Raw genomic sequence first — 22,237 nt, 5'->3', positions numbered from 1 at the left:
AGCGGTTTACCAGCCTTCCTTCAACATGCGCAGTTCCAGATGCTGCAACAGCATGATGGTCTTGCCGTCGACAATCTCACCGCTGTGCACCATCGCCAGCGCCTGCTCGAAGCCCAGCTCCAGCACCTCGATGTCTTCGCCCTCTTCTTCAAGGCCGCCGCCCGCGCCGACTTGATCGGCCGGCTGATATTGGCCAAGGAAAAAGTGAATGCGCTCGGTCACCGAGCCCGGGCTCATGAACGCCGCGTAGATCTTTTCCACATGGCCGACGCGGTAGCCGGTCTCTTCTTCGGCTTCCAGACGAATGCGCTCTTCAGGGCTGGCGTTGTCGAGCAAACCGGCGGCGGCTTCGATCAGGAAACCCGGGTAGTCGTTGACGAAGGTGGGCATGCGGAACTGGCGCACCAGCAGCACGCTGCGCTGCTCTCGGTTGTACAGCAGGATGGTCGCGCCATTGCCGCGGTCGTACACTTCACGGGTCTGGGCCTGCCAGCTGCCGTCCTGGCGGCGCAGGTCGAAGGTGTATTTTTTCAGCACATACCAATTGTCCGAGAGGGTTTCTTCGGCGGTGATCCGTACGGGGCTGTTGTCCATGGTCGGGCCTCTGTGCGTGGGAGGTGGAGCATGTCGCGGCTGTCTTGCCAGCGTCAAGCTGAAGCAGCTTGCAATACCCTGCAAGCAACATGTCGCTACGGCCGTCGCATTAATCCCTGCCATAACAGGCCATCTGGTAAAACCCGTGCTTCACCTCTTTTCAGGAACGTTCATGCCTCCACGTTTATTGTCTCGTCTGGGCCTGCGCTGGTTTCCCCTGTTGTGCATGGCGTTGCTGATCGTCGGCCTGCCAGTGGGGTGCGCGATGCTGCAACACAAGGAGCGCGAGTTGGTGTTCCGCATCGAACCGGGCACAGCCGGCTGGTACAGCGGTTTACCCAAAACCGTGCAGGAATTCGAGCTCAAGCCCGCCACTTTCAAAGCGGGGCAGAACATCCATGGCTGGTGGTATCCGGCGGACCGCCAGGACGCACCGGCGATCCTCTACCTGCACGGCGTGCGCTGGAACCTGACCGGCCAGCTGTTTCGCATCGAGCAACTGCACGCCCTGGGTTACTCGGTGCTGGCCATCGACTATCGCGGCTTCGGCCAGAGCCAGGGCGACCTGCCCTCGGAAACCAGCGTCTACGAAGACGCGCGCATTGCCTGGGAGCGCTTCAAGGTGCTGCAACCGGACCCCGGCAAGCGGCTGATCTACGGGCATTCTCTGGGCGGCGCGGTGGCCATCGACCTGGCGGCGCAGCTGGGCCAACAAACCCCGTTGCCCGTGCGTGGTCTGGTGATCGAATCCACCTTCACCTCGCTGGCGGATGTCGCCACGGCCGTGGCCGATACCTCGTTGCCGGTGCGCTGGTTGCTGTCGCAGAAATTCGATTCGATCGACAAGATTGCCGACATTCACATGCCCCTGCTGGTGGTGCATGGCCTGGATGACCGCTATGTGCCACCGCGTTTCAGCGAGCAGCTGTTCGAAGCCGCGCGCGAGCCCAAGCGGCTGTTGCTGGTACCCGGTGCCAGCCACAACAATAGCCTGAGCCTGGCCGGACGCAATTATCGCCAGGCCCTCGATACCCTGATGCAAACCGAGATGCCGACACAGGTGGTCACACCGTCCACAGGACGCGGCGGCGACTCATGACTGCGCTTTTCGGCACTGGCTTCGCGCATGCGTGTCAAGCGTCAACCCTGCCCATGTTGGCCCGCGCCTGAAGTTGATCAAATAATGACCTGGGCTTAAATCGCAAAGCCTGCCGGGCCTTCGCAAAGTTATCCACAGAGATACCCACGGTTTTCGTGGACAACTCTTTTCATATTTTTACGGTTTTTTTTCCAGCAGACAGAGTCCATCGGCCACCGCATGGCCGCTGGCGGTGTTGTCGAAGATGCACCAGGTGGGCACGCCGGAGGCCGTGGATTGGCGCAACGCTTGCGCATGGAGCGCAGCCCGCTCGGGGCCATAGGCACTGTGATAGATCTGGGGCGAGCCATGCAGGCGCCAATAGCGCACGCCCTGCCAGGCGTCGCCAGCATCGATGACTACCGGGTCAGCGGTCACCCAGCCGATCCGGTACGCCTGCAACAACGCCCCGGCCGTCACCCAACTGGCATGACGCGGCTCCAGCACCACATCGCCAGCAAAACGCTGGCGCAGCGCCTCAAAAAAAGCGCCAGCCACGTCGGGCTCATGGTTTAGCGACGGCGGGAGCTGCACCAGCAGGCAGCCGAGCCTCTCGCCCAGGTGCAGGCATTGCGCGAGGAACTCATCGAGCGCCGCTTCACAGTGCCGCAAGCGCAACTCATGGGTGATGCGCCTGGGCACCTTCACCGAAAAGCGAAACGCCGACGGCACCGATTGCGCCCAGCGCTCATAGGTTTTGGGCAGGTGCGGTCGATAAAACGAACTGTTGATCTCCACTGCATTGAAACGCGATGCATAGCGCTGCAAGTGGCTGCCCTCCTCGGAAAACGCAGGCCAGTGTTCACGGGGCAAACTCCAACCTGCACAGCCTACGAACAGCGGTGCCATCTCATCAGTGACGCTTGGCGAGCTGTTCATCGATCGCGTCGGTCTGGCGTTCCAGGTTCTTGATCTCGGTAGGCGTCAGCACTTTGTCAACGGTTTCGGTCTTGGCGTTCGGACGCTCCAGAGTTCGCCCCTTGGCCGGGCCGGCCGTGCCGTTTTGCGCGTCTTCAGAACTGATCGGTTCCGGGGTTTTATCGGCGGTGGTGTGGTCGGTCATGGTGAGATTTCCTGGCAGTTGAAGGCCGCCAAATCGGCGGGTGCATATGCAGCAGAGCCCTTCGACATTCGATGGTTCAAGAAAATTGCCAAAGCTGACCGCTGGGAAAACGGGTGTAAAAAAAATTTAAACCTTTTGCCCTGGTGCCGGTTCAACAAACAGGTAACGGCATCACACCACACTCAAGGAGATCCACCATGACTACTCTGCTGATGAAACAAATGGGCCTGACCTTCGTGCTGGTCGCAGGCTCGATATCCTCCGCAATGGCCGCCACATCAAACAACTTTGTGGACAATGCTGCCGAAGGCGGCATCACCGAAGTCGAGGCCGGCAAACTGGCCCTGGAAAAAAGCAGCTCGGCTGACGTGAAAACCTTTGCCCAGCACATGGTCACCGACCACACCAAGGCCAATCAGGAATTGATGGCCCTGGCGAAAAAGCTCGACATCGAGGTACCGGATGACGCGGCCCTGACCGACAAGGCCAAGAAAGCCATCCTGGAAATGCGCGATGAATCGTTCGACAAGGCCTACGCCAACAACCAGGTGCTCGCCCATGAAAAAACCGTCGAACTGTTCAAGAAAGAAGCCGCCTCTTCGGACAACGCCGAGCTGAAAGCCTTCGCCACCAAGACCCTGCCGACCCTTGAAGCTCACCTGAAAATGGCCAAGGAGCTGCAAGCCAAGCACGCCCACTAATCCATAACCCGACTCAAGGAGACACCTGATCATGAGTGCGCAACTCAGCGGCAAGAAGATCCTTGTCATCACCTCCAACACCGGCATTGAACGTGACGAACTGCTCAAGCCGCTGCAGGCCCTGCGCGGTTACGGCGCCACCGTCACTCACGGCTCCAGCAAGGGAGGCACCACGCAGACCTTTGTCGGCGACACCGAGAAGGACCAGACCGTGGAGTCCGATGTGCAACTGTCGGATGTGGTCAGCGGCGACTTCGACGCGCTGGTCATACCCGGTGGCACCGTCAACGCCGACACCCTGCGCCAGGATGCAGCAGCGCTGCGCCTGATCAACGACTTCGCCAAGGCCGGCAAGACCATTGCGGCGATCTGTCACGGTCCATGGACCTTGATCGATGCCGGCGTGATCGAAGGCAAAACCTTGACCTCGTACAAGAGCGTACGCATCGACCTGGAAAACGCCGGCGCTGCCGGCTGGGTCGACGCCGAGGTCAAGGAATGCAAAGCCAATGGCTGGACCTTGATCACCTCGCGCACGCCGGATGACCTGCCGGCGTTCAACGAGGCAATTGCCAAGGCGCTCGCCGGCTGACTGCCCGCAGGAACGAAAACAGGCGCCTTTCGGCGCCTGTTTTATTCAATCCTCTGCACTTCAACTTTTTCGCTGATCTGCCATCTCGCGCTTGGGACCGAACATGGCCCATGCGATCAGCCCGAGCAGCGGCACAAAGATCAGGATGATCAGCCACAGCCCTTTCGTCTCCCAGCCGCCGGTGCTGCGCAGCACCACATTGATTGCCCATAACTCTGCAAGCAGCAGAATCACCGCCAATATGATCCAGATATATTCCAATTGCATGGTTCACCTCCTGAGGTCTATGCATTAGGTCAAGCAGAACGCTCAAGGGTTCCATTGAATTCTTGCGCACGGCGTTTACGCCTGCGTGCGCGGCATGTGCACAAGGCGCTAACCGTGCAGGCGTTGTGCAATCCCCTCAACATGCAACCATGCAAGGTGCACGACCGCGCCGTTTCGACGGCTAAATAGTTTATTGATTTATATAGGTTTTATTTTTTTAACAAGGTGGTACGGCTGATGCAACCTACCTACGGACGAGGCGCGCACTTCGACGCGCCCGAACGTTATCCGTGAGGTTCGACCATGAACGCCATTGACCTTCTCAAAGCCGACCACGAACGCGTCAAAGCCCTGCTGACCCAATTGAGCGAGTCCACGGAGCGCGGCGTAAAAAAGCGCACCGAGTTGCTGGCCAAGCTGGAGATGGAAATCAGCCTGCACACAAAGCTGGAGGAAGAAATTCTCTACCCGGCCTTCAGAAAAGCCGGCGGTAAAGAGCAGGACATCATGTACCACGAAGCCAAGGAAGAGCACCGCACCGTCGACGCATTGGTGCTGCCTGATCTCAAGCAGACCGAGCCCTCCACCACCGAGTTTTCCGGACGTGTGAAAGTGGTCAAGGAGCTGTTGGAGCATCACATCGAGGAAGAGGAAAGCGAGATGTTCCCCCAGGCTAAAAAGCTGCTGGGCAAAGCGCTGCTCGAAGAGCTGGGCGCCGAGATGGAAGCGATGAAAGCGGCGTACAAAAAAACCATGGCCGCCAAGGCGATGGCGGCCTGAGGCCTATCTGTCGCTTGAACTCGAGCGGTTTCCCACTACGCTCTGTTACAGGCGTTCCCAATCAGGCGACAGCATTGTTTTCATTCTGATTGAGATACGATCCAGGCCCGGCATTTGCCGGGTATGGGTTTTAGTCAATGGATCGAGGGGATTACGTCATGAAGACCATCACGTCCCGTAACCTGTTACTTGTCATGGCTTTGTCGGCTGTCCTGGCAACTCCGGCACACGCCGCGTTTGGCGACGACGTCGGCCCCGCAGCGACCCCGCTGAACGGCGGTTCTGCGCTGCCACCGGGCTCCGGGCATGGCAGTCGCTCCGACAACGACAAGAAAAAAACCACCGGCAAAAAAACACAGAAGCCCCACGCCACACAGACCATCAAGCCCAAACCCTCCGACAGTTCGCAATCGCCTGACGACGAGAAACCTCGGCCGGCTGATTGAGCAGGCAAAATGGTTCCAGATGTTGCCGCACGACGCGCAGCCCGAGCCTGCGCGGCAATATTTTTTTCGCACGGAACACACCGCGCAGGCGCAGCCTCATGGGCGCGACCGTACCGCTGACATCGAGAAAGTCACGCGCGCACGCTGCACCTGTGGCAGAACGTCGCAGATTACGCCGGCTGGCCAGGGTTGATAGACTGGGCGTCCTCCACGCTTGTTCTTTCAATGCCTGCCGCTCGAAGCCTGATGTGTCCATTCGGCGCAAGGCGGGCGTTACACAGGATGCACCGTTGATGAGTACGTTATTCACCCGCCGCACAGTGTTGACCGGAATGGGCCTGCTGGGCCTGGGCCTGCTCAGCGGCTGTGACAGCAGCCCCAGGCTGAACTTCAAGTACGGCAAGGACCTGAGTGACAAGATCATGGGCCGTACCTTCAAGCTCAAGAACACCGAGGGTGAGACCGTCACCCTCAGCTCCTACCGTGGCCTGATGCCCGTGGTGTTCTTCGGCTTCACCCAATGCCCCGCCGTGTGCCCGACCACTCTGGCCCGCGCTGCCCAGGCCAAGAAGCTGATGGGCCGCGACGGCGAAATCATGCAGGTGATCTTCATCACCCTTGACCCGGAACGCGACACGCCGGAAATTCTCGACCGATACGTCAAGGCCTTCGATCCCAGCTTCGAAGCGCTGTACGGTACCCCGGAAGAAATCGCCGTGGCGGCCAAGGAGTTCGGGATCTTTTATGAAAAGATCCCCGCCGGCGACACCTACACCCTCTCCCACACGGCCACCAGCTTTGTGTTCGATACCCGTGGCAACCTGCGCCTTGGGCTGCAGGCGTCCCTTACCGCTAAAGAGTGCGCAGAAGACCTGCTCACCGTCATGGAGGTCTGCTAATGACTGCCGTTCAACACCTCAAACGCCTGACTGCCGGCCTGGCCCTGCTCGGCCTCGCCGCCCACGCCAGTGCCCAGGTGCAGGTGACCGATGCATGGGTGCGTGCCACCGTGCACGGCCAGCCCTCCAGCGGCGCGTTCATGACCCTCACGGCGGACAGCGACAGCAAGCTGGTGAGCGTGGCAACCCCCGTGGCCAAGGACGTGCAGATCCATGAAATGAGCATGAAGGATGACGTGATGCGCATGGGCCCGGTGGATTCGGTGGCGCTGCCGGCAGGCAAGGCGGTCAAACTCGACCCCAACGGTTACCACGTGATGCTGATGGGCCTTACCGGCCAGATCGAGGAAGGTAGCCAGGTGCCGCTGACCATCACGGTGGAAACGGCCAAGGGCGAGAAACAAGTGATCCAGGTACAGGCTCCGGTGCGCGCACTCAATGGCATGGAGCACATGGACCATAGCAAGATGCATTGACCTGTCGGGCTGAACACGCTGAAGGGAGGGAGTATCGGCCCTCCCCCCCTTCTCGAGCTGTCGATAAATAGATAGCGACCCCACCTCCTGCATATTCCTCACAATTTGAAGTGACAGTCGTCACTCAACTTCATAAGGATTATTCAGCATGGCCAAAACACCGCCGCTACCGACGTCCACCCATTATCAGTCGATGGCGGGCGAACTACGCGCCCCCGCCAAGCCCGGCATGCCAGATCGGCTATCGGTTCAAGTGGTCATAGAACCCAAAGACCTGTGCGCGGCGATGGACATCTTTTTTTCTGTTGCGAAGGCCCACCACATTCGCAAACCACGAATCAGCGTGACCCAATCCAGCATAGAGCGGGCGGCGTCTCCTGCAAACGCTTTGATGGGAATGCAACTGAAGTTTCGCCCGGACCGCGCTGACGGCACCTACAGCCCTTCCCATCTGAACAACGTGAATCAGGTTGAACCAGACATTCGCGTCGCGCAGATTCAGGCCGGCGTGTTGAATCATGGCCCGGTTGACTGACCCTTGATAATCGAATCGATGTGATTTAAAGCAGGTGGAAAACCCGCATCAGCGGGTTTTCTGACTCCGTGTATGCAATGATCCGTCGCGACCGCCCAACGGATGGAGCCGCCGCCATGTCGCTCACTGCCTCAGTTACCCCTGCACAAGCGCCGCGCTTCTGGCGTGATGCGCGCTTGCCATTCATCGAGGCGCGGAGCATCGCCGACGGGCGCAAGGTCACGTACACCCGCCATGCCCACGAACATTTTTCCATCGGTGCGATCATCACCGGGCGCAGCTATTACCACTATGGGGCACAGACCTTCGAGATCAGCGCCGGCACCGTGGTGTTGATGAACCCCGGTGATGTGCATGCCTGCAACCCCATCGACAACTCACCGTGGTCCTACCACATGCTCTACCTCGATACGCCGTGGTTGACCGACCTGCAGTATCAATTGGGCTTCAGCCCGGATCGGGGTTATCGCCCTTTCAGCACATCGCATTCACGCGACACCGTGCTCTACCGCGATCTGCTCGCACTCTACTGTTTGCTGGTGGACGAACAGGCCGAACTCCTGCACAAACAGAGCGCGCTGGTCAGCTACTTCACCGAGCTGCAACAGCGCCTGAACCCTTCGCGGGCGCCGCTGCGCGAGGCCAATTACAAACTGGAACGCGCCGCCGATTACATCCGCGCGCACTGCACCGAAACCTTGAAGCTGGAGGACATTTGCCTCGCGGCCGAGCTGTCGCCGTCGTACCTGATCCGTGCGTTCAGGCAGCATTACGGGTTGACGCCCCATGCGTTCCTGGTGAACCAGCGCATCCAGTTTGCCCGCAGCCAATTGCGCAATGGCGAGTTGATCGCCGACGTGGCACTGGCTGCAGGTTTTGCCGATCAGGCGCATTTCCAGCGCGCGTTCAAACAGCATTTCGCGGCCACGCCAGGGCAGTATCGCGACGTGCTCAAGTCGTCAGCAAATAACCCACACTGGCCACCAGCAACGCGGCCATTGCGCGGTTGAACAGGCGCACACCACGGGGATTGGCCAGGTAGCGCCGCAAAAAGGTGCCGGCATACGCCCAGCACGCCACCGACAGATAGCAGATCACCAGATAGATCGCCGCAAACAGCCACACTTGCGCTGCATCGCCGTCTGCCACGAATAACCCCATGCCTGCGACGCAAGCGAGCCAGGCTTTTGGGTTGAGCCATTGCATCACCGCACCATAGAGCATCGAGGGTGCGCTGGCGCGGCCATCGGCGTCGAGCCGGCCGTCATCCGCGGCGAGTTTCCACGCCATATACAGCAGGAACGCCACCCCACCCCATTGGATCACCTGAGTCAGCAGTGGCCAGCGCACCAGCACCTCATGCAGCCCCAGGCCGATCAGCACCAGCAGCACGGTAAAACCGGTGGCCGCCCCAAGCACATGCTTCTGGCTGGCGGCAAAGCCAAAGCGCGCGCCGGAGCTGAGGGCGACCACGTTCACAGGGCCCGGGGTGATGGAGGTAGCCAGGGCGAAGGCAGCCATGGACATGATCAGGCTCATTGCGATTCCTTTTGTGAGCGAGGTGCAGATGGGCTCACGGTAAGGCGCACAACGGCTGACGTATTGAAGAAAATGCCCCTGTTGAAGACATGCTCTTGAACTGGTGCGCCCCGTCAACATTACTCGCCGGTCATACGCTCCAGACTATTGCTCAAATGCAGCAACATGGCCGCACGCGCCGCATCCGGATCCTGACGGCGGATAGCCTTGAGGACGGCCTCATGTTCCAGGTTGGCCAACCGGCCCAACTGCACCAGATCCACATCACCCCGCTCCTGAGCGTTGATGCGCGAACGCGGAATCACTGAATTGCCCAAGTGCTGAATCACGTCGGTGAAATAGGTATTGCCCGTGGCCTGGGCAATCAACTGATGAAAGCGCACATCGGGCTCGACACTGCTGTCGTGGCTGCCCAGCGAATCCTGATAATCATCAAGCGCCTCGCGCATCTGCTGCAACTGCGCATCGGTGCGGCGCAGCGCAGCCAGGGCGGCTGCCTGGGTTTCCAGGCCCATGCGCAGTTCAAGGATGCCGCGCACACTCACAGCGGTGTCGTGGGTCAGGTGCAGGCCTTGGCGCGAGTCGCGCGCCAGTACAAACGTACCGACGCCATGTCGGGTTTCCACCAGCCCGGCCGCCTGCAATTTCGACAGCGCCTCGCGTACCACCGTGCGACTGACGCCGTACTCGCCGACGATGGCGGACTCGGACGGCAGCTTCTCACCAGGCGCCATCTGCCCCAGCAGAATCCGCTGGGTCAGGTCGCTGACGATGTCATGGGCCAGGCCTTGGGAGCGCTTGCGTGGGGGGTCGTTGAGCATGGGCGGGTCCATTGAAAAGACCGCGCAATACTAGCATCCCGCTTGGGCGACAACTTGTATGACAACAAACAAATTTTTCCCGGATTGCATGAATTCATTGTGGGAGCTGGCTTACCTGCGATGCAGACACTGCGGTGCATCAGGTATAGCAATGTGAAGCTATCGCAGGCAAGCCAGCTCCCACAGGGGTCATCACAGGTCTGGAGATAGGGGTTGCCACGTTAAAAATCTCAGTTGTATGATGTCTGGCAAGTCGTCAGACATGTCCGACGACGCTGAACCCAACCCGCACAACAATAATCAGTGGGAGTTCTACCTCGTGACCCCTTCCAGCCCTGCCACAGCTGCGCCTGCCCACGACCCCGTGCTGGCCCGTGCGATCAGGAAAGTTAAGAGCCATGTGCTCCCACTCTTCGTGATCATGTTCATCGTCAATTACATCGACCGCGTCAATATCGGCTTCGTGCGCACCCATATGGAACACGACCTGGGCATCGGCGCGGCCGCCTATGGCCTGGGTGCCGGCCTGTTCTTCATTGGCTATGCACTGTTCGAAGTACCCTCCAACCTGCTGCTGCAAAAGGTCGGTGCGCGTATCTGGCTGACCCGCATCATGTTCACCTGGGGCATCACCGCCACCTTGATGGCCTTCATCCAGAACGAAACCCACTTCTACATCCTGCGCTTTCTGCTGGGGGTGGCCGAGGCCGGGTTCTTTCCAGGGGTCATCTATTACTTCACCCGCTGGCTGCCCGGAGTGGAGCGCGGCAAGGCGATTGCGATCTTTCTCAGCGGTTCGGCGCTGGCCTCGCTGATCTCCGGCCCGCTGTCCGGCGTGCTGTTACAGATCACAGGCATGGGCCTGCACGGCTGGCAGTGGATGTACATCATCGAGGGCATGGCCTCGGTGCTGCTGTGCTTTTTCGTGTGGTTCTGGCTCGATTCCAAACCCCACGATGCCAAATGGCTCAGCCGCGAGGAACAGGACGCGCTGGTGGGCGAGATCGACCGTGAGCAACGCGAGCGCGACGCCGTCAACACGGTCAAGCCAAGCCTGGGCACCCTGCTCAAGGACCGTCAGATCATGCTGTTCTGCGCCTTGTATTTCTGCATCCAGCTGACCATCTACGCCGCTACCTTCTGGCTGCCGAGCATCATCAAGAAGATGGGCGACCTGAGCGACATCCAGGTGGGTTTCTACAACTCGATTCCGTGGCTGATCTCGATCATCGCGATGTACTCGTTCGCGGCGCTGGCCGGCAAGTACAAGCACCAGCAAGCCTGGGTGGCCACGGCGCTGTTGATTGCCGCCGCAGGCATGTTCTGTTCCACCACCGGCGGGCCGGTTTTTGCCTTCATCGCCATCTGCTTTGCCGCCATCGGCTTCAAGTCGGCGTCGTCGTTGTTCTGGCCGATTCCCCAGGGCTACCTGGATGCGCGCATCGCGGCGGCAGTGATTGCGTTGATCAACTCAATCGGCAACCTCGGCGGGTTTGTCGCGCCCACCACCTTCGGCTTTCTGGAACAGACCACCGGGTCTATCCAGGGCGGCCTGTACGGGCTGGCCGGGACGTCGATCCTCGCGGCCATCCTGGTGTTTTTCGCCAAGACCCGCCCCGGCGCCCACACCGCCAGCGTGCTGCACCCCGCCCCTGCCCTGAGCAAATAAGGAACGTCTCTTCATGAACACAGAACATCAGCACCACGCCAGCAACGCCCCAGTGGTCACCAGCCTGCAAGTGATCCCGGTGGCCGGCCACGACAGCATGCTGCTCAACCTCAGCGGCGCCCACGGACCGTTCTTTACGCGCAACATCGTGATCCTGCAAGACAGCGCCGGGCATATCGGCGTAGGTGAAGTGCCGGGCGGCGAGCGTATCCGCGAGACCCTGGAAGAGGCACGCAGCCTGGTGATCGGCAAACCCATCGGCCAATACCAGAGCATCCTCAATGCCATGCGCCGCACCTTTGCCGCCCGCGACAGCGGCGGACGCGGCCTGCAGACATTCGACCTGCGCATCACCATCCATGCCGTGACCGCCATGGAAGCTGCGCTGCTCGACCTGCTCGGCCAGTTCCTCGATGTGCCGGTGGCCGCCCTGCTCGGCGAAGGCCAGCAGCGCGACGCAGTTAAGATGCTCGGCTACCTGTTCTATATCGGCGACCGCAACCGCACCGACCTCGCCTACCGCAGCGAAGCCGACGCCGACGACTGGTTCCGCCTGCGTCACGAGCAGGCCATGACCCCGGACGCCATCGTGCGCCTGGCCGAAGCCGCCAAGGCCAAATACGGGTTCAACGACTTCAAGCTCAAGGGCGGTGTACTGCGCGGCGCAGAGGAAATCGACGCGGTGACCGCACTGGCCGAACGCTTCCCCGATGCGCGCATCACCCTGGACCCGAATGGCGCCTGGTCGCTCAAGGAAGCCATCGCCCTGTGCCGCGACCAGCATCACGTGCTGGCCTACGCCGAAGACCCTTGCGGTGCGGAAAACGGCTATTCAGGCCGCGAAGTCATGGCCGAATTCCGCCGCGCCACCGGCCTGCCGACCGCCACCAACATGATCGCCACCGACTGGCGCGAAATGGGCCATGCCATCCAGCTGCAATCGGTGGACATTCCCTTGGCCGACCCGCACTTCTGGACCATGCAGGGCTCGGTGCGCGTGGCGCAGATGTGCCACGAGTGGGGCCTCACCTGGGGCTCGCACTCCAACAACCACTTTGATATTTCCCTGGCGATGTTTACCCAGGTGGCGGCGGCGGCGCCGGGCGACATCACCGCGATCGATACCCACTGGATCTGGCAGGATGGCCAGCGTCTGACCAAGGCGCCGTTGCAGATTGTCGACGGCCACATCAAGGTGCCGACCAAGCCGGGCCTGGGAGTGGAGATCGACATGGACGCCGTGGCCCAGGCCCACGAACTCTACCAAGGCATGGGCCTGGGTGCGCGCAATGACAGCGTGGCCATGCAGTTCCTGATCCCCGGCTGGAGCTTCGATAACAAGCGCCCGTGTCTGGTGCGCTGAACCCTCGTTGAAAGAGGCCTATGGGGCCTGGGTGACAATATCCCCAAGCCCCATCACCCGGCCGTCCTCCGACACGATCTCGACCTTGCGCAACGGCTTGAGCAGACGTGCATCCAGTAACTGCGTACCGACGTCTGCGGGCTCGGTATGCGCCTCCCCCCATTGGGCCAACGTGACCAGCACCGGCATCAGCGCGCGGCCTTTGTCCGTGAGTTGATAGTCGCTGCGCGCGCCGACGTCGCGGGTCTCCAACAGCCCTTGTTCGACCATGTCCTTGAGGCGCGTGGCGAGGATATTTTTCGCCACGCCCAGGTGTTTCTGGAAATCACCGAAGCGCGTGACACCGGCGAATGCATCGCGAATGATCAGCAACGTCCACCAGTCGCCCACCACATCAAGCGCGCGCGCCACCGGGCAGCCGTTCCCTTCCAGGCATTTGCGTTTCATCGTATCCCTCCGCCTGCGTGAAAAATATGGTTGCATTATAGGACCAAAACCCACAGGATAAAACCGGTTTCATTATTAAACCTAACTGTCGCGTGGAGCATCTCATGGATATTCGTGGAAAAGTGGTCCTGGTGACCGGGGCCAATCGTGGCCTGGGCAAGGCATTCGTCAGTGCGCTGCTGGCGGCAGGCGCGGCCAAGGTATACGCCGGCGCGCGGGACGCGGGCAGTGTCGATATTCCCGGCAGCACGCCGATTGCGCTGGACATTACCGACCCAGCCAGCGTGCAGCGCGCCGCCGAGCAATGCGGCGACGTCAGTGTGCTGATCAATAATGCGGGCCTCTTGAAGTACGGTTCTTTGCTCGCTGAAGACAGCGTCGACAACCTGCAACAGCATTTTGAGGTGAACACCCTCGGCACCCTGCGCATGAGCCGCGCGTTTGCGCCGATCCTGGCCAGGCAAGGCGGCGGCGCCCTGATCAATATCCTGTCGGTCCTGAGCTGGCTGAGCCCGCCCGGCTCCGGCGGCTACAGCAGCTCAAAATCCGCGCAGTGGGGCCTCACCAACGGCCTGCGCGGCGAGCTGCGTGGGCAGAACACGCTGGTGATCGGCGTTCACCCGGCCTACATCGACACCGACATGGTGGCTGATGTACAGGCGCCAAAAAGCACGCCGGCCGAAGTGGTCGCGGTCACGCTGCAAGCCCTCAGTGAAGACCGCCAGGAAGCGCTGGTCAGCGATACCGCGCACGGGGTCAAGGCCTCGCTGTCCACCGCCAGCCCGGTCTACCTGACGCTTTGATGCAGCACAATGGCGCTGTCGGTTCGCGACAGCGCCGTTACAGGCCGCGTTTACGCAACCACTGCAAGAAGCCCTTCTTCACCGGCACTACCGGCGCGTCCTCGGTCAGCACCTGCGCGGCGTGCAAACGAAAATCCAGCAGCGCCTTCATGGCTTCGCCGATGTCGTGACGCGCATCCAGGCACGGTTTGAGGTATTCGTTTTCGATGCGGTACAGGGTGCAAAACGTCTTGGCGGTAAAGTCCGCCAGCGCCGCCTGATCGGACAGAATCCCTGCCTCGCCGATAACCTCTCCCGGCCCCATGCGTCCGGCTTCGAAGGTATGCCCGGCCTTGGTGAGCATCACCGACACAACGCCGGACTCGACGATAAACAAATGATCACTGACCTCCCCCGCCGGCAGGATCATCTCGCCGGCGCGGTAGGTGTGCAGGGTCATGTTCTGGCTGAAGGTTTCTTTCTCTTCCTGGCGCAGCGTGGAAAAAATCGACGAACGCTCCAGCAACGCACGCGCACCGGACATCTCGGCCGGCGCGCTGCTCTCGGTCGACGAGAGCAGGCCCACGCCCGCCGCCTGCAAATGCCGGAACGCCAGGTCGTAAAGCTGGTTGCGCACTTCGCGCTTGAGGGTCATGGCCGGCACGAACCCGCTGATTTCATACTCCACGCCGCCACTGGCGGAAGCCTTGAACGCCACGCTCGGCGCGGGCCTGGCCAGTAACGGTCGACACCCCTGCATGGCGCGCTCCAGCGCATCGATCACGGTTTGCGGGCGCGCATGGGGACTGACCTGAAGGCTGACCGTCAGGCCGAACATGTCCGCCGGACGCGAGAAGTTGATGATCTTGGCCTTGGCCGCCAGCGAGTTGGGAATCACCGCCAGGCTGCCTTGGGAAGTCTGCAACCGTGTGGCGCGCCAGTCGATATCGGTGACACGGCCTTCGGTGCCGTCGATGGAAATCCAGTCATCGAGTTGATAGGGCTTGGTGGTATTGAGCACAATCCCGGAAAACACATCGCTCAAGGTGCTCTGAAGCGCCAGGCCGACAATGATCGCCACCGCGCCGGACGTGGCCAGCACGCCCTTGACCGGCAGGTCGAGCACATAGGCCATGGCGGCAATGATCGCGATCAGAAAAATCACCGCGCCCATCAAGTCCTGCAACAACCGCCCGGTGTGCCCGACCCGCTGCATCATCAACGCGCCGAGCAGCACCGTGAGCGTGCGCGCCGCGAACAGCCACCAGCCGATCTGCAAAGCAGTGGCGGCCATGTGCAGCGCGGTGTCGTCGGCATAGGGCGCCACCAGCATCGGATTCATGCCATCGTTGAACAGCACGGCGCTGAACACCGCGAAAATAACCACCCGCGCCGCCAGCTTCCAATTGGCCAGGTCGGCGGAAATCAGACGCCACACGGCGATGTCGATCAGGATCAGGACCAGTGCGCACAGCATCGGGTGATCGGCGATAAATGAGGGCATCCAGGCGACTCCAGTGGCAATGACGGGAAGATCGCATGAAATGAAGATGGCGGGTATAGCGCAGCAAAAAATGTAGAACGTTGCGCCAAACCTGTGGCGAGCGGGCTTGCCCCAATGCCGTTCAGCTAAGCGCAGATCCCCTGTGGCGAGCAGGCTTGTCCTGCGTTGGGCTGCGCAGCAGCTCCAATACCAGGCGCTGAGCCGTATCAGGTACACCGCGTTTTGCTGGATTGGGGGCGCTTCGCACCCCAACGCGGGGCAAGCCCGCTCGCCACAGGGATGTGGTTGCCTTCTATGTGGCTGCGCTACCGCCCATGCATCTGGCCGAATTTACCGGCCTGGAAATCGGCAAACGCCTGATGAATCTCCTGCTCGGTGTTCATCACGAATGGCCCGTGCCCGACGATGGGCTCGTCAATCGGCTCACCGCTGAGCAGCAGCACCATGGCGTCATCGTCCGAGGCCAGTGAAAGCTGCTGGCCGTCACGCTCGAACAGCGCCAGTTGCCCTTGACGCGCCACTTCTTCGCCATTGATCCGCACCGTACCGCGCAGGATCACCAGCGCGGTATTGCGCCCCGCGTGCAGGTCCAGGGTGACGGCCTTGCCGGCATTCAGGCGCAGGTCCCACACGTCGATGGGCGTGAAGGTGCGCGCAGGGCCTTGAGTACCGGCGAACTCACCGGCGATCAGGCGCAGCTTGCCGGCATCGTTGGCCAGCGGCAGCACGGGAATGTCGCCGTCGACGATGGTCTGGTAACCGGCGTCGGCCATTTTGTCCCTGGCCGGCAGGTTGACCCACAGTTGCACCATCTCCAGCGCCCCGCCGCTGCGGGCGAAGGCATCGGAGTGGAATTCCTCGTGAAGAATGCCCCTGGCCGCCGTCATCCACTGCACATCGCCAGGGCCGATTTTGCCACCGGCGCCGGTGGAGTCACGGTGTTCGACTTCGCCGTCGTACACGATGGTCACGGTTTCAAAACCGCGATGAGGGTGCTGACCGACGCCGCGCCGCTGATCGGTCGGCGTGAAATCGGCCGGGCCCGCATGGTCCAGCAGCAAGAACGGGCTGATGTGCTTGCCCAAGTTGTCGTAGGAAAACAGCGTGCGCACCGGGAAGCCATCGCCGACCCAATGGCCGCGAGGGCTGGTGTAAAGACCGATAAGCTTTTTCATGATGTACCTCCAAAGTGCATACACCTTAAAACCGATAGCAATTGCGCGCTAGACGGTGAAAACAGCGTTGATCGTCCTATGTATGGAACGAAACTTCGGCGCGACCCGTTGTGGACCGTAGTCCGGGAGGCACGCTCTACTGAAACATCCCACAGCGCTGCCGGATAACCTCTACTCCCCTCCTACTCCGACCTCTGCAAAGTCCTTCGCCTGATCACACAGTGCGAGGGACTGCAGATGGATTTGCTGGCTAAGGCCCCCGGTTACGGGGCCGTTTCATGATTCCGGTCATTGCCAAGCTGGTGCTAACGCCAATGGACGCCACGGCACCGGACGTCGAAAGCGTTTTTCGTGACTTTCGCGATTGCCTGAACACCTTCGACACCTGGGCCGAGCGTTTTTGGAGCGGCTCGGCGCTGGAGCTTGAACAAGTCTTCAACGTCGGCGAAGACGTCACGCTGAGTGCGCCGGTGTCTTCGCGCACGCCAAGCGCTGTTGTCGCGACCTGCCCGGCCCAGGGTTCGCTGACCCTGTTGCATCTGTTCGAAAGCACGCGCCTTGTGCCCATCGGTAATACCCCCGTGAGGGTGCAGGCCATCGCCACGGATGGCAGCGCTCTCGGTGCCCCGCTCCATCGCACAATAGATGCCAGCGGCCGGCTTGAAATCCCGGAATGCACCCGCAGCCAGCCGTATCACATCACCTTCTACCCCAACGTTTCCAAAGACCACGTCAAGGCGCTGTATGCGTCTTATCAGTCGCTGATCGCCGGGCTGGAAACTCGCCTGCGCGAGGAATGGAAAGACACCTTCCAAGCGCAGTGGACTGAGTTTGCCAAAGCGCCACCCTTAAAGCGCAGCGCCCTGCAGGGCGCCGCCTTCGCGGGCGGCTTGGCCAAAGCCCTCTACAACCTGTGGGACAACATCACGCAACTGTACGACCTGATCGCCAACCTCAAGGCCAACAGCGAGCAGTGGTTGCGCTATGTCTCCCAGCGCGAGCTGGATGAGCTGCTCAAACTGGGCAAGGACGCCATTGCCCATGGCCTGCTGGTGCTCAGTGATGAGCCGCTGCTGTTTATCTATCTGTCAGCAATGATCGGCTGGATCCGCCTGCTGCCGCCACCGCAGATGGTTGAGCTGGTGGGCGAAATCACCGGCGAGGTGCTGATCAACCTGTTGCTGATCTGGGCCACGCGGGGCATGGGCGTGAAGATTCGCCTGGGCGTGCAGGTGGTGGGGCACATCAAGTCCGGGCAGGTACGCCGCTGGCTGGAGATGCTCGCCGAGCAGTTGGCGCAGCCGGGGTTGGCACAGCATGTCGAGACGGCCAGGCCGTTACTGCTGTGGAGCGCGGCCACGCCAATCAAGGCGGTGGCGCCGCTGAAGGTGGGCGAGGCACTGGTGCCGAACGCGGTGCCGGCGGTGCGGAAGAAGACGCAGCGCACGGCACTCGTGCACGAATCGCCCGTTGATGACGTGCCGGTGTCGGCAAAAAACCCGGCGGGGGATGCGGCCGCCTCTTCCGATAAAACCGTCACCCACGGCTGCCCGGTGTCGATGGTCACCGGCGAGGAATTGCTCACCCTCACCGACGGCATCCTGGATGGGATTTTGCCATTCGAGTGGACACGGGTTTATCGCACCAGTGCGGTGGAAATCGATGTCGGGCTGGGGTTTGGCTGGAGCCATGCCCTCGCCCAGCGGCTGGTGGTGTCCGGCGATTCGGTGGTGTGGACGGACCATGAGAATCGCTCGACCGCCCTGCCCTTGCCGACGATTGCTCGCCCGGCGATCACCAACAGCCTGGCGGAAGCGGCGATCTTTTTGGGGGACTTGCCCGATGAGCTGGTGCTGGCCCAGGCGTCGCGGTTTTATCACTTTCGCGATGGCGTGCTGGTGGCGATCAGCGATGCGTATGACAACCGGCTGCGCATTTCCCGCGACGTGCTGGGGCGCATTGAGCGGCTGGACAATGGCGCCGGACGCTCGCTGTGGTTGCGCTATGCGCAGGGTCGAATTGCGGCGGTGGACTATCAGGTTCATCGCGCCAAGGGCCGTGAGCCTTACGAGTGGGTGACTGAACAGACGGTGGTGTCCTACGCCTACGACGACGCAGGCCAACTGGTGTCGGCGACCAATGCCGTAGGTGAATGCGAGATTTACCGGTACGACGAGCAGCACGTGATTCTGGAACGTGGGCTGGCCGGTGGGGCGAGTTTCTTCTGGGCGTGGGAACGGTCCGGCAAGGCGGCGCGCTGTGTACGGCATTGGGCCAGTTTTGCGCAGATGGACACGCGCTATGTGTGGGGCGATGACGGGCGCGTCACCGTGCATAACGCCGATGGCAGCCAGGAAGTGTACGTCCACGATCAGCGGGCACGGCTGGTGCAGCGGGTGGATCCGGATGGCGCTCAGCACTTCAAATCCTACGACGCAAAGGGCCGGCTGACGGTTGAGCAGGACCCGCTGGGCGCGGTGACGGCGTATCAGTACGACGACGCGGGGCGCTTGGTGGCGCTGTTTCCCGGGGACGATGAGCCGACGTCCTACGAGCATGACAACGGGTTCGTACGGGTGGTGCGCCGGGGTGAGGCGGTTTGGAAATACGAGCGTAATGAACAAGGCGACGTAACGCGCAAGACCGATCCGGACGGCCATGTCACCGACTACAGCTACAACAAACAGGGGCAACTGATTGGCGTCTGGTATCCCGATCACAACTGCCAACGGCTGGTGTGGAATGAGCGCGGGCAACGGGTTGAGGAGCAGTTGCCCAATGGCGGGATCAGGCGCTATCGCTATGACGACCTGGGGCGGCAGATTGCCCTTGAGGATGAGCATGGCGCGCTGACCCAATACCAATGGGACAGCGTGGGCCGCCTGACTCGCCTGATATTGCCGGGCGGTGCATGCAGGGAATACAGCTACAACGCCTACGGAAAAATCACCGCTGAACGCGATGAACTGGGGCACGTCACCCGTTACGAGTACGCCGACGGGCTGCACCTGATCAGTCGGCGACTCAATGCTGATGGCACTCAGGTCCAGTATCGCTACGACAACGCGCGGTTATTGCTGACCGAGATTGAAAACGAGGTCGGCGAGACCTACCGGCTTGCCTACCATCCCAACGGGTTGATCCAGCAGGAAATCGGCTTTGATGGCCAGCGCACCGCCTACGTTTATGACCTCAACGGCCATCTTCAGGAAAAGACCGAACATGGCGACGATGGCAGTCAGCTCATCACCCGTTATGAGCGAGACGCTGCCGGGCGCCTTGTCAGAAAAACCCTGCCGGATGGCAATAAGGTGGATTACGCCTACGACCGCCAGGGCAATCTCCTCAGCGTCGAAGACGGCCACTGGGCGCTGGCCTACGAATACGATCGACAAAACCGCCTCACCGCCGAGCATCAAGGCTGGGGCACCTTGCGCTATGGCTATGACGCCTGCGGTCAACTCCAGCACCTGCGCCTGCCGGACAACAACCGCGTCACGTTTAACCACGATAAAGGCGGCCACCTTGCGACTGTTCAGCTCAACGGTGAAGTACTCACCTCCCACCTGTTCAAAGCGGGCAAGGAGCACCAGCGCCAGCAAGGCGACCTACTCAGCCACTACCACTACGACGACCAACACCGCCTCCACGCCCACGCCATCACGCAACAGGAAAACCGCCACTACCGCCGCCAATACGACTACGACAAATCCGGCAACCTCGCCCGCATTCTCGATACGCGCAAAGGCGAACACCACTACGCCTACGACCCGCTCCACCGCCTGACCCGCGCCGATCACTCGCAGGATCTACAGGAACGCTTCGGTCACAACCCGGCCGGCAACCTGCTGATGCACGACCGCCCCGGCCCGGACATCGTCGCCGGCAATCGCCTGATGATCCAGGGCGACCGGCATTACGACCACGACGCCTTCGGCAACCTGATCCGCGAACGCCGGGGAAAAGGCCAGGCACTGGTCAGCGAATACCGCTACGACTGCCAGCACCGCCTGATCGCCGTCAAGAAACCCAACGGCCAAACCGCCCACTACCGCTACGACCCCTTTGGCCGGCGCATCAGCAAAATCGTGGATGACAAAACCACGGAGTTTTTCTGGCAAGGCGACAAACTGATCGCCGAACACCACGCCGACCGCCACCGCAGCTACCTCTACGAACCCGACAGCTTCCGCCCTTTAGCGCTACTGGATGGTTTCGGCCCCGACGCCACTAAACCCTACCACTACCAACTCGACCACCTCGGCACCCCGCAGGAACTCACCGCCGCAGACGGCGAAATCGTCTGGTCCGCGCACTACCGCGCCTACGGCCACATCAGCCGCCTCGACGTGGGCAAAATCGACAACCCGCTGCGTTTCCAGGGTCAATACTTCGACCCGGAAAGCGGCCTGCACTACAACCGTCATCGCTACTACAATCCGGATGTTGGACGCTACCTGACGCCGGACCCGGTGAAGCTGGCGGGTGGGATCAATGCGTACCAGTACGTGCCGAATCCAACGGGGTGGGTCGACCCGCGAGGTCTAAGCGCTGAGTGTCCTGGTAACAAAAAAAGCAAAAAATCTTGCAATAACTCACCAGAACCTGAAGATCCCATCCATTCCCGTACCGGCGCTTTTAGACAAGCGAAGTCAGATGCAAAAGTGCCAATGAGCCAGCATCCAAACACAGTATTCAACGCCGAAATTGGGGCCTACGGTCAATTCAGGTATATAAGAATGAAAGATAAGCAAGGTCAAGAGATACGAAAAATCGATGGAAAACCGATTATCACAAGAGAGTACGAGTTTACCCGGGAGAATGGCTCGACAGTGGTTATCCAAGAGCACAGCGCAGGGCATAAATTTGGAGCACCAGGAGGCGTGGGTGATCAAGGAGCCCATTTCAACCTACGTCCCGTGGGAAACACACGTACTGGCAACGTAGCTGGAGCAAAAGATCATTATTATTTTGAGGTAAAGAAATGAAATTCTGGAATGATTTTGAAAGGAGTATTTTTTTTAACCATGTATTCACTACGCCAATCCTGATAGGAAAAATAACCCTTTTTTCCTTCAACATAGACAACAACAGATCCCATATAAACATGGAATTTGATATACCTGAAATACCAGACAGACCGCCTGAAAAATGGATTGCAGAAGGCTTTAATACTTGCCGAATAGGGCTTAGCTGCGGCGGAATCACTGACCTCATCATAAAAAACTTACCCACATTGGACACGTTCAACATGTCAGTACACAAACACGAAAATTTCTTTTCTGTAAGAGCAGAATCTGCAGGATCATTAATTGAGTTTAGAACTAAATATCCTTCTCTTAGCGGACCATCTGTATACATGAATGATCCAGACTCAGCTTGTTACTGAACAAAGGAAAAATACGAACTAAAGCACCCATCTGCGGCAACACGCCATCCAACTCAC

The 22,237-nt window shown here is 60.4% G+C and carries 23 protein-coding genes; 14 read left to right on the top strand and 9 right to left on the bottom strand.

Going from position 1 to position 22,237, the window contains the following annotated elements:
- Positions 1 to 6 precede the first annotated feature (6 nt).
- Positions 7 to 594 (bottom strand): NUDIX domain-containing protein, encoded by a 588-nt coding sequence (locus H045_RS07285; RefSeq protein WP_003239351.1) that lies wholly within the window; start codon positions 592 to 594, stop codon positions 7 to 9.
- A 172-nt stretch (positions 595 to 766) separates the two neighbouring features.
- Between H045_RS07285 and H045_RS07280 the strand changes: the two genes are divergently transcribed.
- Positions 767 to 1,693: an alpha/beta hydrolase gene (locus H045_RS07280; protein WP_015371892.1), complete on the top strand. Its 927-nt coding sequence runs from the start codon at positions 767 to 769 to the stop codon at positions 1,691 to 1,693.
- 177 nt (positions 1,694 to 1,870) lie between these two features.
- Here H045_RS07280 and H045_RS07275 read toward each other — a convergent pair whose 3' ends face one another.
- Together H045_RS07275 and H045_RS07270 are read right to left on the bottom strand one after the other, a co-directional pair.
- Positions 1,871 to 2,611 (bottom strand): DUF72 domain-containing protein, encoded by a 741-nt coding sequence (locus tag H045_RS07275; protein ID WP_081602880.1) that lies wholly within the window; start codon positions 2,609 to 2,611, stop codon positions 1,871 to 1,873.
- Positions 2,586 to 2,795 (bottom strand): hypothetical protein, encoded by a 210-nt coding sequence (locus tag H045_RS07270; RefSeq protein ID WP_015371890.1) that lies wholly within the window; start codon positions 2,793 to 2,795, stop codon positions 2,586 to 2,588. The genes H045_RS07275 and H045_RS07270 overlap by 26 nt, the downstream gene beginning before the upstream one ends.
- 197 nt (positions 2,796 to 2,992) lie before the next feature.
- Here H045_RS07270 and H045_RS07265 point away from each other — a divergent pair, with 197 nt between their 5' ends.
- Positions 2,993 to 3,496 carry a DUF4142 domain-containing protein gene (locus tag H045_RS07265; RefSeq protein ID WP_015371889.1) on the top strand — a complete coding sequence of 168 codons (504 nt, stop codon included), beginning with the start codon at positions 2,993 to 2,995 and terminating at the stop codon, positions 3,494 to 3,496.
- 31 nt (positions 3,497 to 3,527) lie between these two features.
- Positions 3,528 to 4,088 (top strand): type 1 glutamine amidotransferase domain-containing protein, encoded by a 561-nt coding sequence (locus tag H045_RS07260; RefSeq protein ID WP_003239342.1) that lies wholly within the window; start codon positions 3,528 to 3,530, stop codon positions 4,086 to 4,088.
- Positions 4,089 to 4,148: 60 nt separating this feature from the next.
- Here H045_RS07260 and H045_RS07255 read toward each other — a convergent pair whose 3' ends face one another.
- The gene (locus H045_RS07255) at positions 4,149 to 4,355 is read right to left on the bottom strand and encodes a PLDc N-terminal domain-containing protein (protein ID WP_003239340.1); all 207 of its coding nucleotides are present in this window, start codon (positions 4,353 to 4,355) and stop codon (positions 4,149 to 4,151) included.
- Positions 4,356 to 4,658: 303 nt separating this feature from the next.
- Between H045_RS07255 and H045_RS07250 the strand changes: the two genes are divergently transcribed.
- The 6 genes from H045_RS07250 (at position 4,659) to H045_RS07225 (ending at position 8,501) form a co-directional block, all read left to right on the top strand.
- The gene (locus H045_RS07250; protein WP_003239339.1) at positions 4,659 to 5,135 is read left to right on the top strand and encodes a hemerythrin domain-containing protein; all 477 of its coding nucleotides are present in this window, start codon (positions 4,659 to 4,661) and stop codon (positions 5,133 to 5,135) included.
- 158 nt (positions 5,136 to 5,293) lie between these two features.
- Positions 5,294 to 5,581 carry a hypothetical protein gene (locus H045_RS07245; RefSeq protein ID WP_003239338.1) on the top strand — a complete coding sequence of 96 codons (288 nt, stop codon included), beginning with the start codon at positions 5,294 to 5,296 and terminating at the stop codon, positions 5,579 to 5,581.
- Between the two features lie 293 nt (positions 5,582 to 5,874).
- Positions 5,875 to 6,480 (top strand): SCO family protein, encoded by a 606-nt coding sequence (locus H045_RS07240; protein WP_003239336.1) that lies wholly within the window; start codon positions 5,875 to 5,877, stop codon positions 6,478 to 6,480.
- On the top strand, positions 6,480 to 6,956 hold the full coding sequence (locus H045_RS07235; RefSeq protein ID WP_015371888.1) for a copper chaperone PCu(A)C: 477 nt from the start codon (positions 6,480 to 6,482) through the stop codon (positions 6,954 to 6,956). The genes H045_RS07240 and H045_RS07235 overlap by 1 nt, the downstream gene beginning before the upstream one ends.
- Before the next feature lie 148 nt (positions 6,957 to 7,104).
- The gene (locus H045_RS07230) at positions 7,105 to 7,491 is read left to right on the top strand and encodes a hypothetical protein (protein ID WP_015371887.1); all 387 of its coding nucleotides are present in this window, start codon (positions 7,105 to 7,107) and stop codon (positions 7,489 to 7,491) included.
- Positions 7,492 to 7,607: 116 nt separating this feature from the next.
- Positions 7,608 to 8,501 (top strand): AraC family transcriptional regulator, encoded by an 894-nt coding sequence (locus H045_RS07225; protein WP_015371886.1) that lies wholly within the window; start codon positions 7,608 to 7,610, stop codon positions 8,499 to 8,501.
- On the opposite strand, the gene H045_RS07220 is transcribed toward H045_RS07225, so the two are convergent.
- Positions 8,443 to 9,030 (bottom strand): LysE family translocator, encoded by a 588-nt coding sequence (locus H045_RS07220; RefSeq protein ID WP_003239328.1) that lies wholly within the window; start codon positions 9,028 to 9,030, stop codon positions 8,443 to 8,445. The genes H045_RS07225 and H045_RS07220 overlap by 59 nt on opposite strands.
- A gap of 119 nt (positions 9,031 to 9,149) precedes the next feature.
- On the bottom strand, positions 9,150 to 9,851 hold the full coding sequence (locus H045_RS07215; RefSeq protein ID WP_003239326.1) for a FadR/GntR family transcriptional regulator: 702 nt from the start codon (positions 9,849 to 9,851) through the stop codon (positions 9,150 to 9,152).
- 262 nt (positions 9,852 to 10,113) lie between these two features.
- Here H045_RS07215 and H045_RS07210 point away from each other — a divergent pair, with 262 nt between their 5' ends.
- Positions 10,114 to 11,520, top strand: a complete 1,407-nt coding sequence (locus H045_RS07210; RefSeq protein WP_015371885.1) for an MFS transporter — start codon at positions 10,114 to 10,116, stop codon at positions 11,518 to 11,520.
- A 13-nt stretch (positions 11,521 to 11,533) separates the two neighbouring features.
- The gene (gudD, locus tag H045_RS07205) at positions 11,534 to 12,883 is read left to right on the top strand and encodes a glucarate dehydratase (protein WP_015371884.1); all 1,350 of its coding nucleotides are present in this window, start codon (positions 11,534 to 11,536) and stop codon (positions 12,881 to 12,883) included.
- Positions 12,884 to 12,901: 18 nt separating this feature from the next.
- Here the strand turns inward: gudD and H045_RS07200 are convergent, their stop codons facing one another.
- Positions 12,902 to 13,330: a winged helix-turn-helix transcriptional regulator gene (locus tag H045_RS07200; protein WP_015371883.1), complete on the bottom strand. Its 429-nt coding sequence runs from the start codon at positions 13,328 to 13,330 to the stop codon at positions 12,902 to 12,904.
- 104 nt (positions 13,331 to 13,434) lie between these two features.
- On the opposite strand from H045_RS07200, the gene H045_RS07195 reads away from it, so the two are divergent.
- Complete coding sequence (locus tag H045_RS07195) at positions 13,435 to 14,133, top strand: SDR family oxidoreductase (protein WP_015371882.1); 699 nt, start codon at positions 13,435 to 13,437, stop codon at positions 14,131 to 14,133.
- 37 nt (positions 14,134 to 14,170) lie between these two features.
- On the opposite strand, the gene H045_RS07190 is transcribed toward H045_RS07195, so the two are convergent.
- Together H045_RS07190 and H045_RS07185 are read right to left on the bottom strand one after the other, a co-directional pair.
- Positions 14,171 to 15,616 (bottom strand): mechanosensitive ion channel domain-containing protein, encoded by a 1,446-nt coding sequence (locus tag H045_RS07190; protein WP_015371881.1) that lies wholly within the window; start codon positions 15,614 to 15,616, stop codon positions 14,171 to 14,173.
- Between the two features lie 305 nt (positions 15,617 to 15,921).
- The gene (locus H045_RS07185) at positions 15,922 to 16,791 is read right to left on the bottom strand and encodes a pirin family protein (RefSeq protein ID WP_015371880.1); all 870 of its coding nucleotides are present in this window, start codon (positions 16,789 to 16,791) and stop codon (positions 15,922 to 15,924) included.
- Between the two features lie 278 nt (positions 16,792 to 17,069).
- Here H045_RS07185 and H045_RS07180 point away from each other — a divergent pair, with 278 nt between their 5' ends.
- Positions 17,070 to 21,779 carry an RHS repeat-associated core domain-containing protein gene (locus H045_RS07180; RefSeq protein WP_015371879.1) on the top strand — a complete coding sequence of 1,570 codons (4,710 nt, stop codon included), beginning with the start codon at positions 17,070 to 17,072 and terminating at the stop codon, positions 21,777 to 21,779.
- A complete protein-coding gene (locus tag H045_RS24385; protein WP_081602879.1) occupies positions 21,776 to 22,180 on the top strand; it encodes an Imm50 family immunity protein in 405 nt (134 codons plus the stop codon). Before H045_RS07180 ends, H045_RS24385 begins: the two co-directional genes overlap by 4 nt.
- Positions 22,181 to 22,237: the final 57 nt, after the last annotated feature.

Source organism: Pseudomonas poae RE*1-1-14, assembly GCF_000336465.1.
Taxonomy (GTDB): Bacteria; Pseudomonadota; Gammaproteobacteria; order Pseudomonadales; family Pseudomonadaceae; genus Aquipseudomonas; species Aquipseudomonas poae.
Note: the sequence above shows the minus strand (reverse complement) of the source record. Positions and strands in the feature narration are given on the sequence as shown.

What these genes read in the sequence shown, in the direction of transcription:
- H045_RS07240 (WP_003239336.1), top strand. Translation starts at nt 5,875, where the DNA reads ATGAGTACGTTATTCACCCGCCGCACAGTGTTGACCGGAATGGGCCTG.
- H045_RS07275 (WP_081602880.1), bottom strand. Translation starts at nt 2,611, where the DNA reads ATGAACAGCTCGCCAAGCGTCACTGATGAGATGGCACCGCTGTTCGTA.
- H045_RS07200 (WP_015371883.1), bottom strand. Translation starts at nt 13,330, where the DNA reads ATGAAACGCAAATGCCTGGAAGGGAACGGCTGCCCGGTGGCGCGCGCG.
- H045_RS07285 (WP_003239351.1), bottom strand. Translation starts at nt 594, where the DNA reads ATGGACAACAGCCCCGTACGGATCACCGCCGAAGAAACCCTCTCGGAC.
- H045_RS07250 (WP_003239339.1), top strand. Translation starts at nt 4,659, where the DNA reads ATGAACGCCATTGACCTTCTCAAAGCCGACCACGAACGCGTCAAAGCC.
- H045_RS07280 (WP_015371892.1), top strand. Translation starts at nt 767, where the DNA reads ATGCCTCCACGTTTATTGTCTCGTCTGGGCCTGCGCTGGTTTCCCCTG.
- gudD (WP_015371884.1), top strand. Translation starts at nt 11,534, where the DNA reads ATGAACACAGAACATCAGCACCACGCCAGCAACGCCCCAGTGGTCACC.
- H045_RS07185 (WP_015371880.1), bottom strand. Translation starts at nt 16,791, where the DNA reads ATGAAAAAGCTTATCGGTCTTTACACCAGCCCTCGCGGCCATTGGGTC.
- H045_RS07190 (WP_015371881.1), bottom strand. Translation starts at nt 15,616, where the DNA reads ATGCCCTCATTTATCGCCGATCACCCGATGCTGTGCGCACTGGTCCTG.
- H045_RS07270 (WP_015371890.1), bottom strand. Translation starts at nt 2,795, where the DNA reads ATGACCGACCACACCACCGCCGATAAAACCCCGGAACCGATCAGTTCT.
- H045_RS07195 (WP_015371882.1), top strand. Translation starts at nt 13,435, where the DNA reads ATGGATATTCGTGGAAAAGTGGTCCTGGTGACCGGGGCCAATCGTGGC.
- H045_RS07265 (WP_015371889.1), top strand. Translation starts at nt 2,993, where the DNA reads ATGACTACTCTGCTGATGAAACAAATGGGCCTGACCTTCGTGCTGGTC.
- H045_RS07255 (WP_003239340.1), bottom strand. Translation starts at nt 4,355, where the DNA reads ATGCAATTGGAATATATCTGGATCATATTGGCGGTGATTCTGCTGCTT.
- H045_RS07235 (WP_015371888.1), top strand. Translation starts at nt 6,480, where the DNA reads ATGACTGCCGTTCAACACCTCAAACGCCTGACTGCCGGCCTGGCCCTG.
- H045_RS07230 (WP_015371887.1), top strand. Translation starts at nt 7,105, where the DNA reads ATGGCCAAAACACCGCCGCTACCGACGTCCACCCATTATCAGTCGATG.
- H045_RS07180 (WP_015371879.1), top strand. Translation starts at nt 17,070, where the DNA reads ATGATTCCGGTCATTGCCAAGCTGGTGCTAACGCCAATGGACGCCACG.
- H045_RS07260 (WP_003239342.1), top strand. Translation starts at nt 3,528, where the DNA reads ATGAGTGCGCAACTCAGCGGCAAGAAGATCCTTGTCATCACCTCCAAC.
- H045_RS07215 (WP_003239326.1), bottom strand. Translation starts at nt 9,851, where the DNA reads ATGCTCAACGACCCCCCACGCAAGCGCTCCCAAGGCCTGGCCCATGAC.
- H045_RS07245 (WP_003239338.1), top strand. Translation starts at nt 5,294, where the DNA reads ATGAAGACCATCACGTCCCGTAACCTGTTACTTGTCATGGCTTTGTCG.
- H045_RS07210 (WP_015371885.1), top strand. Translation starts at nt 10,114, where the DNA reads ATGTCCGACGACGCTGAACCCAACCCGCACAACAATAATCAGTGGGAG.
- H045_RS07225 (WP_015371886.1), top strand. Translation starts at nt 7,608, where the DNA reads ATGTCGCTCACTGCCTCAGTTACCCCTGCACAAGCGCCGCGCTTCTGG.
- H045_RS07220 (WP_003239328.1), bottom strand. Translation starts at nt 9,030, where the DNA reads ATGAGCCTGATCATGTCCATGGCTGCCTTCGCCCTGGCTACCTCCATC.
- H045_RS24385 (WP_081602879.1), top strand. Translation starts at nt 21,776, where the DNA reads ATGAAATTCTGGAATGATTTTGAAAGGAGTATTTTTTTTAACCATGTA.